Genomic DNA, 12,133 nt, shown 5'->3' with positions numbered 1-12,133 from the left:
GCCGGTTACCAGGCAATCGCCTTGCCCTGGTAATCGATAAAGTGATGCCCGCCTTTGCCGGCGTAGGCGTTGAGCTGCTCTACAAGGCCGGTGGTACTGGTCAGCACGTCGATGGCCGCGTTATCGCCGCCCATGTCGGTCTTCACCCAACCCGGATGCATCGACAACACGGTCGGACGGCTTTCGCCCAGCTGGCTGACAAAGGTGTTGGTCATCGAGTTGAGCGCCGCTTTGCTGGCTTTGTACAACGCCAGTTCTGCGCCATCCGGGCAGGCAACGCTGCCCAGCCACGAACTCATGAACGCCAGCACACCGGTACCCGGACGGATCTGCCCGATGAAGCGCTCGGCCAGCCGAATCGGCGCAACCGCATTGGTCAGGAACAACTGGCCAAGCTCGGCCGCAGTCGACTGCGCCGCGCTCTGATGCGTGGGGCCGGTGATCCCGGCATTGACGAACAGCACGTCGAACACCTCGCCGCGCAGCTTCTGGATCAGCACTTCCAGCGAAGCGGTTTCGTCCATATCCAGCGTTTCGATCCGAACGCCGTCAACGGCCCTGAGGTTTTCAGCGTTTTGCGGATCACGCACGGTGGCGGTGACCTGCCAGCCCTGCTCGGTCAAGCGTTGAACCAGCCCAAGCCCGAGGCCACGCGATGCACCGATGATGAGGGCGGTTTTTTTGGTAGTGGTCATGAAGGATTCCTTGGCAGATTGAGAGACAGATTCCATGGCAGGGCCAGCACGCCTCTCGACAGTTTCGACCTTGCAGCGTACTCCTGCCTATGAAGTGTTGGAATCTCTGTCAGCCAGAAACGTTCAACGTCGGGATTATCGTTGCGCACGCTCCAGCGTCGGAACGCCTGGGGTGACGCTCCGCGTCACAGATCTGCGCTGCGCCGCTCATCAGCGATTGGACGCAGAGCGTCCAGAACGGCATGCGACGCAGAGCGTCGCACGATAGTCAAAACTTGAAGCCCCCTCAATGCCCCGCCCGCCACGGCTGGCCCAGCGAAACCGGCGCGTACAGTCGGGTGCGCAGGGCGTCGCGGGAGAGCAGAACGAGGACGATGATGGTAGCCACGTAAGGCAGCATCGCCAGCAGGTTGGACGGGATCGCCAGGCCGATGCCTTGTGCCACCAGGTGCAGAATGCTGGCGAGGCCGAACAGGTAGGCGCCGAGCAGCAGGCGCCAGACTCGCCAGCTGGCGAACACCACCAGCGCCAAGGCAATCCAGCCACGTCCGGCGCTCATGTTTTCGGCCCACATCGGTGTGTAGGCCAGCGACAGGTAAGCCCCGGCCAGCCCGGCCATCGCGCCGCCGAACAATACCGCGAGTGTGCGGACCCGCAATACCGGCAGGCCCATTGCGCTGGCTGCGTCCGGGTTTTCGCCGACCGCCTGGATGATCAGCCCCACGCGGCTTTTCAGCAGCGCCCAGGCCACCAGCGCGAATAGCGCAAAAGACAGGTAGACCAGCAGGTCCTGGGCAAACAGCATGCGGCCGATCAGCGGGATATCGCTGAGGAAGGGGATGGCCACCGGCTCGAAACCACTGAGCGGTTTGCCGACCCAGGCAGCACCCACGAAGCTTGAAAGCCCGACACCAAAAATAGTCAGCGCCAGCCCGGTCGCGACCTGATTGGCGTTGAACACCAGCGCCACCAGCGCGAACAAGGCTGAGAGCAACATGCCCGCCAACATCGCCAGCAAGACGCCCAGCCACAGATTGCCGGTGCTCAGGGCGACGATGAAACCGATCACCGCCCCGAACAGCATCATGCCTTCCTGACCCAGGTTGATTACGCCGCTTTTCTCGCAAATGAGTTCGCCCAGTGCGACCAGCAGCAACGGCGTGCCGCAACGGACCATGGCGTAGAAAATATTGCTCAGCAGGTCGATATCCATCATGCGGCTCCTGTGACGGGTGTCATCTGGCGCTTGGCCCAGTGCAGTTTCAGGCGCGGCCGGTAGAGGATCAGCACATCGCAGGCGAGCAGGAAGAACAGCATCATCCCTTGAAACAACTGGGTGATGGCCAACGGCAGGTTCAGGGTCATTTGCGCGCTTTCGCCGCCCAGATACAGCAGGGCGATCAGCAGGCTGGAGAACAGAATGCCGATGGGGTTGAGGCGACCGAGAAAGGCCACGGTGATTGCGGCATAGCCGTAACCCGGCGAAACCTGCGGCACCAGTTGGCCAATCGGGCCGGCGACTTCCGACACACCCGCCAGCCCGGCCAGCGCGCCACTGATCAACAGCGCCAGCCACACCAGGCGTTTCTCGCGAAAGCCGACGAAGCCAGCCGCTCGCTTGTCCAGGCCCAGCACCTTGATCTGGAAGCCGACAAAGCTGCGTTGCAGCAACACCCAGACCGCGACCAGCGCGAACAGCGCGAAATACACGCCTATGTGCGCGCGGCCATCCTCCATCAACAGCGGCAGACGGCTGGCGTCGCCAAAGGTCGCGGACTCCGGGAAGTTCATGCCGGCAGGATCTTTCAGCGGGCCATGCACGAAATATAGCAGCAGGTTGAGGGCAATGTAGTTGAGCATGATGCTGGTAAGAATTTCATTGGCATTGAAGTGAGTCCGCAACCACGCCGTCACGCCTGCCCAGGCGGCACCGGCCAGCGTCCCGGCCAACAGCACCATCACCAGTGCCCAGCGGCTTTCCATCTCGATGATATTCACCGCCACGGCACTGCCCGCCAGCGCACCGAGCAACAATTGGCCTTCGGCGCCGATGTTCCAGATGCGTGCCTGATAGGCAACCGCCAGCCCCAGCGCACACAGCAGAATCGGCAACGTCTTGACCATCAGTTCCGACAGCCCATAAAGATCGCTGACCGGTGCGATCAACAGGGTGTGCAGCGTCACCCACGGGTTCAGCCCCAGGCCGATGAACAGCAGCGAGCCGCAGATCAGCGTCAGGACGGCAGCCAGCAGCGGCGAGCACCACAACATGGCGCGCGATTGCTGGCCGCGCGGTTCCAGAGAAAGCAGCATGTTTTACTCCGTTAACCCGGCGTGTGGGCCTGGGTTTGAGAATGATCGAACTGTCCCGCCATCCAGCCGCCGATCTGTACGGTGCTGGTCTGTTCAGTAGGGATCAGGTCGGAAAGCTGGCCGCCGCTCAAGGCCGCGAGTCGGTCGCTGATCTGGAACAGCTCGTCCAGGTCCTCGGAAATCACCAGAATCGCCGCCCCCGCATCGCGCAAGGCGATCAGCGCCCGGTGGATCGCCGCCGCTGCGCCCACGTCCACGCCCCAGGTCGGGTGCGCCGCGATCAGCAGTTTCGGGTTTTGCAGAATTTCCCGACCGAGAATGAATTTCTGCAGGTTGCCGCCCGACAGGCTGCGCGCCGGAGCCTGTGCGTCGGGCGTCTTGACGGCAAAGCGGCGAATGATTTCGTCGGCCAGGGCACGGACCTTGCCGCGTTGAATCAGGCCGTTGCTCACTAGCCCCTGTTGGAAGGCGGTGAGCAGGGCGTTATCCGCCAGGCTCAATTCCGGCACGGCGCCATGCCCCAGGCGTTCGGCCGGTACAAACGCCAGACCACGCTTGCGGCGGGCATCCGGGCGCAGGTGGCCGACTGGTGTCTCTGCAAAACGCAGGGTCGCCGCCTGCGCAGGGGGCAGCGTTTGTTCGCCGCTCAGCAGTGCGAGTAATTCATCCTGACCGTTGCCGGCCACGCCCGCGATGCCGACGATCTCGCCGCTGCACACCTCAAGGCTAAGATCTTTCAGGGAGCAGCCGAACGGGTCCGGGTTGTGCCAGGACAGTCTGTCGACCTGCAGAAATGTCGCGCCGCCGCTGACTTTTTCGTAGTGCGCGGTCAGGCCCTCGGCATCGCCGACCATCAATCGTGCCAGCTCGAGATCGGAGCATTCGGCCGGAATACAGTGCCCGGAGACCTTGCCGTTACGCAGCACGGTTGCGCTGTGGCACAAGGCGCGAACTTCGCCCAGCTTATGGCTGATGAACAGAATGCTGCAGCCTTCGCTGGCCAGGTGCCTGAGGGTGACAAACAGCTCTTCGGCTTCCTGAGGCGTGAGTACCGAGGTGGGTTCGTCGAGAATCAGCAGACGAATGTCCTGCATCAGGCAGCGAATGATTTCGACTTTCTGCCGCTCGCCGATCGACAGGCTGTGCACCAGACGCTGGGGCTCCACGGCCATGCCGTAGCGTTGCGAGACCTCACGAATACGCGGTTCCAGTTGCCTGGGCGTGCCGGCTGCCGCGCCCATCGCCAGCGCAATGTTCTGCGCCACGCTCAAGGTCTCGAACAGCGAGAAATGCTGGAACACCATGCCAATCCCAAGGCTTCTGGCCTGCGCCGGGTTGCGCATGGTCTGCCCCTGGCCTTGCCAGATGATCGACCCGGCGTCCGGCTGGGTAACGCCATAGATGATCTTCATCAAGGTACTTTTGCCAGCACCGTTCTCACCCAGCAGAGCATGAATTTCGCCTGGCTGAATGGTCAGGTCGACAGCATCGTTGGCCAGGCAACCGGGATACCGTTTGGTGATATGGCGCAACTGAAGACGCGCAGGTATCGCGTGGTTTGACATGAAAGGCTCTGAGGCAAAGTGGGTCGCCTGTGGATAAAGCAAAATCCTGGCCAATGGGTCAGGTTTCAGGCGCGATACGCTGAATCGAGCCAGAACGGGGATTTTGTACTTTCGCAGATCGCATCAGCGGGGGTCGGTTTTGCCATTTCAGCACCAGTTCGGGGCGCGCTGATAACGCGAAGGTGCAAAACATGGCTTATTGATTTGAGTAAAAAATGTACAGATCGCAGCGAGGGAGATGCAGTGAGCCGATGCGCGAACGTTGCACCTGTTATCCACAGGTTATTCCACAGTTACTGTGCGCAAGCCGAAATGTGAAGAATAACGCCGCTCGGGTTAGCGCCCAAAGGTGCTAAAGCGCGCTAACAGACTGTTTTTGCGTCGTTTTTGCGGTTTCTGCGACAGATTGTACAAAAAGTGATCATTTGCCTGGAAGCCACGTCCAGCAAGGCGCGCAGTGGAGTGTGCTCAGCTTATCCACAGCCGGATGCACAGTAGATGTGGGCAATTGCCGGTGTGCTGTCTACTCCGTTGCGGCTTTGTGCAAAAGGATTCTGCCGCGGCTCAGATCAGCCAGTTGCCGTTGCAGCGTATCGACATGTTCAGGGCCGATGGCGATTGCCATTTGCAAACCATTGGCGGTGAATTCTTCGTTTTCCACCAGGCCGTTAAGCTCCGCCAGACGCAGCTTGACCAGCGCCAGTTCACTGAAGCTGCATTCGAGGTGGAATGAAGCGCGCTGTATCAGCGGCAGACGCTCGGCCTGCTGCAGGCATTTGTTGGCGCCGCCGCCGTAAGCGCGGGCCAGGCCGCCGGTGCCCAGTTGAATGCCGCCGTACCAGCGAATCACCAGCACCGCCACCTGATCGAATTCCTGCGCTTCGATGGCGGCCAGAATCGGTCTGCCTGCTGTGCCGCCCGGTTCGCCATCGTCGTTGCTGCGGTACTGGCTGCCCTGTTTCCAGGCCCAGCAATTGTGGGTGGCGTTCAGGTCGCTGTGCTGCTCGATGAACGCTTGTGCGTCGGCCGGGCTGGCGATGGGCGCGGCGAGGGTGATGAAGCGGCTCTTGCGGATTTCTTCACGAAACTCGCAAAAGCCGACAAGGGTAAAAGGCATGCGTGTGTCCAGATGGCGTCAAGGTGCCGATTCTACAAGGCTGGCGGTGTCAGCCCACAACCTTTGAGGATGATCCGGATCAGATTGTTACTGGCCTGATCCATGTCCTGCCGGGTCAGGCGAGAGCGGCCGGTGACACGGCAGATCTGCGAGGCGAAGTCGGCATAGTGCTGGGTGCTGCCCCACAGCAGGAAGATCAGGTGCACCGGATCGATCGGGTCCATTTTTCCGGCATCGATCCAGGTTTGAAAGACCGCTGCCCGCCCCTGGAACCAGAGGCGGTAATCCTGGCTGAAATATTCGCTCATGCATTCGCCGCCGCTGATGATCTCCATGGCGAAGATCCGTGATGCCTGCGGTTGTCGGCGCGAGAATTCCATCTTGGCGCGAATGTAGTGGGCCAGCGCTTCTGCCGGGTCGTCGTCCACGCTGAGGTTGTTGAACGTGCTGTCCCACAAATCGATGATATTGCTCAACACCGCGACATACAGACCCAGCTTGTTGGTGAAGTAATAATGAAGGTTGGCTTTCGGCAGTCCGGCTTTCAGCGCAATGGTGTTCATGCTGGTGCCCTTGAAACCGTGGCGGGCAAATTCGTCTTCGGCTGCCTGGATGATCGCTTCTTCGTTCTTCTGACGAATACGGCTCGCAGGCTTGGTGGCGCTGTGTGCTGGGACTTCAAGGGTCATGGGCTATTCCGGACAGGTCGTAGGGCGCGACGATTGAGCAGATGATGACTGAATAGGTAACGCACCGGCGACTATCTCGCAAGTGCGCCTATGGAAACCTATTGTGGTTGTTCAAGGGGTTTGGGTTCCGTCGCAGCATCGGTCTTCTTGACAGCGACTTTACCCTCCGGAATCAGCAGGCACATGACAATGGCTGTAATGCCGCCGCTGGTGATGGCCGAATCGAACAGGTTCTGTACCAGCTTGGGCATCTGATGCAGCAACGCCGGCTGCGCCGCAATGCCGAGGCCGACGCCAAATGAGGTGGCGATGATCAGCATGCTGCGCCGGTCCAGTGGCGACTGGGCGAGGATGCGAACGCCTGCCGCCGCGACGCTGCCGAACATCACCAGCGTCGCGCCGCCCAGCACCGGTTTGGGGATCTGCTGGACGATGGCGCCGATATGCGGAAACAGTCCGAGGATGAACAGCACGGCACCGATGTACAGGCCGACATAGCGGCTGGCGACGCCGGTCAACTGAATCACGCCGTTGTTCTGCGCGAACGTGGTGTTGGGGAAGGCACTGAACGTCGCGGCAATCATGCAGCTCACGCCGTCGCCGAGCACGCCACCCTTGAGTCGCGCCACATAGCTCGGCCCGCTGATCGGCTGGCGGGCCAGCATGCAGTTGGCGGTCAGGTCGCCGACGGTTTCGATACTGCTGATCAGATAAATCAGCGCGACCGGCAGGAAAGCGGTCCAGTCAAAATTGAAACCGAAGCGGAACGGCACCGGCACGCTGATCAGCGGCAGATCGTGAATCGGCTGCGGGATCAGCTTGCCGCTGAACCATGCGGCCAGGCTGCCGACAGCCAGGCCGATGATGATCGCCGACAAGCGCACCCACGGAGTGTTGGAGCGATTGAGCACGATGATCACTGCGAGTACGAACACCCCCAGCGCCAGGTTCAGCGGTGCGCCGAAGTCCGGCGCATTGAAGCCGCCGCCCAGGTCAGTCACGCCGACCTTGATCAGGCTCACGCCGATCAGGGTAATCACGATTCCGGTAACCAGCGGGGTGATGACCCGCCGCAATTGACCGATGCAACGACTGAGCACGATCTGCACCAGCGCACCGAAAAAGCAGACGCCGAAGATCATCGCCATGATGTCCTCCGGAGTGCCGCCGCGCTGCTTGACCAGAAAGCCTGCCGACAACACCGCGCCTAAAAAAGCAAAACTGGTGCCTTGCAGGCAGATCATACCTGCACCGATGCCGAACGGCCTGCGCGCCTGAATGAACGTGCCGGTGCCGGACACCATCAACGCCATGCTGATCAGGTAAGGCAGGTATTCGGTCAGCCCCAGGGTTGATCCGATAATCAGCGGCGGCGTGATTATCCCGACGAAGCTGGCGAGCACGTGCTGGAATGCAGCCAGTAGGGCCGTCAGCGGTTTGGGGCGGTCATTCAGGCCGTAGATCAGGTCGTCGTTGTCAGAAGTTTCGGGCTGCATGGCGAAGTCTCGAAATGGGAAGTGCCATGTGCTGGCGCATTGGTATTCACGATCACTGCAAAAAACTGTCCACCTGCTCAGGTTATTTCCCCGTAAGCCCCTCTATTGCCTGCTATATCAGATGGATAGCGTTCTCAGGCTGCTCTTCTGATCGGGTGATTACGGCGGGTGCTGGCAAGAATGTGTCATCGGGTAGCAGCAAGCGCTTCCAGAAAGCCTTCGAGCACCAAATGAGGGCGTCGGCCTTTGCGTGTGACGGTGACCAGATTGAGGTCGTAAAACTTCGCGTCCGGTTTCAATGCGCGCAACCTGCCTCCCTGCACCCAGGCGTTGGCGTAATGATCCGGCAGATAGCCGATGTAGCGCCCGGTCAGAATGAGGAACGCGATGCCTTCCCGGTCAGAGGCACTGGCGGTGCACGTCAGTGCCTTGTAGTGCTCCTGAATATCGTTCGGCAGGCGGAAGGTTGGATCAACGGCTTCCTGTAGCGCGAGACGCTGGTCGTCGAGCGTTGTGTTTTCTGCATAAAACAAGGGATGACCCACCGCGCAATAAAGCAGCGAGCGCTCGCTGTACAGCGAATGATATTCCAGCCCCGGCAGCGCGCTGGCCTGCGGCACCACGCCAACATGCAGGCCGCCGTCGAGTACGCCTTGCTCGACCTCGGCGGGCGCGATCATGCGGATGTTGATATGCACGCCAGGCCCACGTTCTTTAAGGCGCGACAGTGCATGGGTTATGCGCATGTGGGGGAGGGTGACCAGGTTATCGGTCAGGCCGATGTTCAGTTCGCCGCGCAGGTTCTGGTGCAGGCCGTTGACCTCGGTGCGAAAGCTTTCCAGCGCACTGAGCAGTTGCAGCGATGACTGATAAACCTCGCGGCCCTCATCGGTCAGTGAAAATCCTGCTCGCCCGCGCTGACACAGTCGCAAACCAAGGCGTTGTTCCAGATCGCTCATCTGCTGGCTGATCGCCGATCTGCCGATGCCCAGCACACTTTCTGCAGCTGAAAAGCCCCCAGCCTCGACTACGCTCTTGAAGATGCGCAGCAAGCGAATGTCAAAATCACTGACCTGGGCCAAGGGGTCGGAGCGGCGGATGCTCATTGTTTAGTCGCTCATTGTTTAGTGAGGCGCAAACTAAAGATCATAAAAATCATATTTTATGAACTTTAGCTGCGTGTCACCTTGGCTGCAATCACCGTTAGCTCAAGCGCCTGCGAGGCCCGCTCCCATGAATATGTTTGAAGTGTCTGATGTGCCGGTTACAAGCCAGTTGAAGCTGGATGCTCACTGGATGCCTTACACCGCGAACCGCAATTTCCACAGCGATCCGCGCATGATCGTCGCCGCGCATGGCAGCTATCTGACAGACGACAAGGGCCGCAAGATCTACGATGGGCTTTCCGGTCTGTGGACCTGCGGCGCTGGGCATACGCGCAAGGAGATTCAGGAGGCCGTTTCCCGACAACTGGGCGTGCTGGATTACGCGCCGGGCTTTCAGTTCGGGCATCCGTTGTCGTTTCAACTGGCAGAAAAGATTACCGAACTGACGCCGGGCAATCTCAATCACGTCTTCTATACCAACTCGGGCTCCGAGTGTGCAGACACCGCAGTGAAGATGGTGCGTGCTTACTGGCGGCTGAAAGGGCAAGCGACCAAGACCAAGATGATCGGTCGAGCGCGCGGCTATCATGGCGTGAACGTTGGTGGTACCAGCCTGGGCGGCGTGAACGGCAACCGCAAGATGTTCGGGCAACTGATGGATGTAGACCATCTGCCGCACACCCTGCTGGCCAGCAATGCGTACTCCAAGGGCATGCCTGAAGCGGGCGGCATTGCGCTGGCCGACGAAATGCTAAAGCTGATCGAGCTGCACGATGCGTCGAACATTGCGGCAGTCATCGTAGAGCCGATGGCGGGTTCTGCCGGCGTGATCGTTCCGCCGCAGGGCTACCTCAAGCGCCTGCGCGAAATTTGCGATCAACATAATATTCTGCTGATCTTCGATGAAGTCATCACCGGTTTCGGGCGCACCGGCTCGATGTTCGGTGCTGACAGTTTCGGCGTGACACCTGACCTGATGTGCATCGCCAAACAAATCACCAACGGCGCGATACCCATGGGCGCTGTGATTGCCAGCAGCGAGATTTACCAGACCTTCATGAATCAACCGACGCCGGATTACGCCGTCGAATTCCCCCACGGCTATACCTATTCGGCGCATCCGGTGGCGTGTGCTGCCGGGCTTGCAGCGCTGGAGCTGTTGCAGCGTGAGAATCTGGTGCAGCAGGTGGCAGAGATTGCCCCGCATTTTGAAAGCGCCTTGCACGGCATCAAGGGGGCGAAGAACGTTGTCGATATCCGCAATTACGGGCTGGCGGGTGCCATCCAGATTGCGCCCCGTGATGGCGATGCGATCGTGCGGCCGTTCGAGGCGGGCATGAGGCTCTGGAAGGCCGGCTTCTATGTACGTTTTGGTGGCGACACCCTGCAGTTCGGCCCGGCCTTCAATAGCCAGGCGCAGGATCTGGACCGGATGTTCGATGCGGTTGGCGAGGCGTTGAACCTGATCGATTGATCGTGCCGACAGGCTCTCTTCTTATATAGGTATTTTTTACAGCGTCGGGCGCGAAGTGATTCGCACCTGATGCTGTTCTTTGGAGTTTTTCCCATGAGCAACATCCAGCATCTGATTCACGGCGCGTTTGTAGCCGATGATGGCCGTACCGCCGATGTCTTCAATCCATCGACCGGGCAGGTTATCCACCAAGTGGCGCTCGCCAGTCGCGAAACAGTGCACAAGGCTATCGAATCGGCCAAGTCGGCTTTCCCGGCCTGGCGTAATACACCGCCGGCCAAACGCGCGCAGGTGATGTTTCGCTTCAAGCAACTGCTGGAACAGAACGAAGCGCGTATTGCCCAACTAATCAGCGAGGAGCATGGCAAGACACTGGAAGACGCTGCCGGCGAGCTGAAACGCGGTATCGAAAATGTCGAGTACGCCTGCGCTGCGCCGGAAATCCTCAAGGGCGAGTACAGCCGCAATGTCGGGCCGAACATTGATGCGTGGTCCGACTTCCAGCCGCTGGGTATCGTTGCGGGTATTACCCCGTTCAACTTCCCGGCGATGGTGCCGCTGTGGATGTACCCGCTGGCCATCGCCTGTGGTAACTGCGTTATCCTCAAGCCTTCCGAACGTGATCCGAGCTCAACGCTGTTGATCGCCGAGTTGTTGCATGAAGCCGGGCTGCCGAAGGGTGTATTGAATGTGGTGCATGGCGACAAGGTCGCGGTTGATGCGCTGATCGAAGCGCCTGAGGTCAAGGCGTTGAGTTTCGTGGGTTCTACGCCGATTGCCGAATACATCTATAAAGAAGGCGCAGCGCGGGGCAAGCGTGTTCAGGCGTTGGGCGGGGCCAAGAATCATTCTGTGCTGATGCCGGATGCCGACCTGGACAACGCCGTCAGTGCCTTGATGGGCGCGGCTTATGGTTCCTGCGGTGAGCGTTGCATGGCGATCTCGGTCGCGGTCTGCGTCGGTGATCAGATTGCCGATGCGCTGGTGGCCAAACTGGTTCCACAAATTCAGAGTCTCAAGATCGGTGCAGGCACCACCTGCGGCCTGGACATGGGGCCGCTGGTCACCGGTCAGCATCGCGATAAGGTCAGTGGTTATATTGCCGATGGCGTGGAGTCGGGCGCTACTCTGGTGGTGGACGGTCGGGACCTTCAGGTTGCCGGGCACGAACAGGGCTTCTTTATGGGTGGCTGCCTGTTTGATCGTGTGACGCCGCAAATGCGCATCTATAAAGAGGAGATATTCGGGCCGGTGCTGTGCATCGTGCGCGTCGATAGCCTCGAGCAGGCCATGCAGCTCATCAACGACCACGAATACGGCAACGGTACGTGCATCTTTACCCGGGATGGCGAAGCAGCACGGCTGTTCTGTGACGAGATTGAAGTGGGGATGGTCGGGGTCAATGTGCCGCTGCCGGTGCCGGTGGCATACCACAGCTTCGGAGGCTGGAAGCGTTCTCTGTTTGGCGACCTGCATGCGTATGGGCCGGATGGTGTGCGCTTCTATACGCGCCGCAAGGCGATTACCCAGCGCTGGCCGCAGCGTGCCAGCCATGAAGCGTCGCAATTTGCGTTCCCCAGCCTGTAAATTCCGAGGAGGGGAGATCGTCTTTATAGAGTGATCTCCCGTGTTTACCGGGGTTCAGGAAATAGATTGCAGGTTTTTGAAATTAACGGTT

10 protein-coding genes are annotated in these 12,133 nt (G+C 59.9%); 2 read left to right on the top strand and 8 right to left on the bottom strand.

Features of this window, described 5'->3' with window-relative positions; all coding sequences use genetic code 11:
* Nucleotides 1–5 precede the first annotated feature (5 nt).
* From DW49_RS0105940 to DW49_RS0105905, 8 genes are all read right to left on the bottom strand, one after another.
* A complete protein-coding gene (locus tag DW49_RS0105940) occupies nt 6–695 on the bottom strand; it encodes an SDR family oxidoreductase (RefSeq protein WP_005614514.1) in 690 nt (229 codons plus the stop codon).
* A gap of 286 nt (nt 696–981) precedes the next feature.
* The gene (locus DW49_RS0105935) at nt 982–1,908 is read right to left on the bottom strand and encodes an ABC transporter permease (RefSeq protein ID WP_005770049.1); all 927 of its coding nucleotides are present in this window, start codon (nt 1,906–1,908) and stop codon (nt 982–984) included.
* Nucleotides 1,908–3,008, bottom strand: coding sequence for an ABC transporter permease (locus tag DW49_RS0105930; RefSeq protein WP_005614517.1), 1,101 nt, complete (start codon nt 3,006–3,008; stop codon nt 1,908–1,910). The genes DW49_RS0105935 and DW49_RS0105930 overlap by 1 nt, the downstream gene beginning before the upstream one ends.
* An 11-nt stretch (nt 3,009–3,019) precedes the next feature.
* Entirely contained in the window at nt 3,020–4,573 is a 1,554-nt protein-coding gene (locus tag DW49_RS0105925; protein ID WP_024420473.1) for an ABC transporter ATP-binding protein, read from the bottom strand.
* A gap of 523 nt (nt 4,574–5,096) precedes the next feature.
* The gene (locus DW49_RS0105920; RefSeq protein ID WP_005614519.1) at nt 5,097–5,690 is read right to left on the bottom strand and encodes an IMPACT family protein; all 594 of its coding nucleotides are present in this window, start codon (nt 5,688–5,690) and stop codon (nt 5,097–5,099) included.
* 32 nt (nt 5,691–5,722) lie between these two features.
* Entirely contained in the window at nt 5,723–6,379 is a 657-nt protein-coding gene (locus DW49_RS0105915; protein WP_005614520.1) for a TetR/AcrR family transcriptional regulator, read from the bottom strand.
* A 98-nt stretch (nt 6,380–6,477) separates the two neighbouring features.
* On the bottom strand, nt 6,478–7,875 hold the full coding sequence (locus tag DW49_RS0105910; protein WP_005614521.1) for a uracil-xanthine permease family protein: 1,398 nt from the start codon (nt 7,873–7,875) through the stop codon (nt 6,478–6,480).
* A gap of 185 nt (nt 7,876–8,060) precedes the next feature.
* Nucleotides 8,061–8,981 carry a LysR family transcriptional regulator gene (locus DW49_RS0105905; RefSeq protein ID WP_005614522.1) on the bottom strand — a complete coding sequence of 307 codons (921 nt, stop codon included), beginning with the start codon at nt 8,979–8,981 and terminating at the stop codon, nt 8,061–8,063.
* Between the two features lie 127 nt (nt 8,982–9,108).
* Between DW49_RS0105905 and aptA the strand changes: the two genes are divergently transcribed.
* Nucleotides 9,109–10,455 (top strand): omega-aminotransferase AptA, encoded by a 1,347-nt coding sequence (aptA, locus tag DW49_RS0105900; RefSeq protein ID WP_005614525.1) that lies wholly within the window; start codon nt 9,109–9,111, stop codon nt 10,453–10,455.
* Nucleotides 10,456–10,548: 93 nt separating this feature from the next.
* Nucleotides 10,549–12,042, top strand: a complete 1,494-nt coding sequence (locus DW49_RS0105895; protein ID WP_005614527.1) for a CoA-acylating methylmalonate-semialdehyde dehydrogenase — start codon at nt 10,549–10,551, stop codon at nt 12,040–12,042.
* The last annotated feature ends 91 nt before the right edge of the window (nt 12,043–12,133 follow it).

Source organism: Pseudomonas avellanae BPIC 631 (assembly GCF_000444135.1).
Taxonomy (GTDB): Bacteria; Pseudomonadota; Gammaproteobacteria; order Pseudomonadales; family Pseudomonadaceae; genus Aquipseudomonas; species Aquipseudomonas avellanae.
Note: the sequence above shows the minus strand (reverse complement) of the source record. Positions and strands in the feature narration are given on the sequence as shown.

Excerpts from the sequence above, each read along its gene's own strand:
- DW49_RS0105930 (WP_005614517.1), bottom strand. The coding sequence starts at position 3,008 with ATGCTGCTTTCTCTGGAACCGCGCGGCCAGCAATCGCGCGCCATGTTG.
- DW49_RS0105895 (WP_005614527.1), top strand. The coding sequence starts at position 10,549 with ATGAGCAACATCCAGCATCTGATTCACGGCGCGTTTGTAGCCGATGAT.
- DW49_RS0105910 (WP_005614521.1), bottom strand. The coding sequence starts at position 7,875 with ATGCAGCCCGAAACTTCTGACAACGACGACCTGATCTACGGCCTGAAT.
- aptA (WP_005614525.1), top strand. The coding sequence starts at position 9,109 with ATGAATATGTTTGAAGTGTCTGATGTGCCGGTTACAAGCCAGTTGAAG.
- DW49_RS0105935 (WP_005770049.1), bottom strand. The coding sequence starts at position 1,908 with ATGGATATCGACCTGCTGAGCAATATTTTCTACGCCATGGTCCGTTGC.
- DW49_RS0105920 (WP_005614519.1), bottom strand. The coding sequence starts at position 5,690 with ATGCCTTTTACCCTTGTCGGCTTTTGCGAGTTTCGTGAAGAAATCCGC.
- DW49_RS0105940 (WP_005614514.1), bottom strand. The coding sequence starts at position 695 with ATGACCACTACCAAAAAAACCGCCCTCATCATCGGTGCATCGCGTGGC.
- DW49_RS0105915 (WP_005614520.1), bottom strand. The coding sequence starts at position 6,379 with ATGACCCTTGAAGTCCCAGCACACAGCGCCACCAAGCCTGCGAGCCGT.
- DW49_RS0105925 (WP_024420473.1), bottom strand. The coding sequence starts at position 4,573 with ATGTCAAACCACGCGATACCTGCGCGTCTTCAGTTGCGCCATATCACC.
- DW49_RS0105905 (WP_005614522.1), bottom strand. The coding sequence starts at position 8,981 with ATGAGCATCCGCCGCTCCGACCCCTTGGCCCAGGTCAGTGATTTTGAC.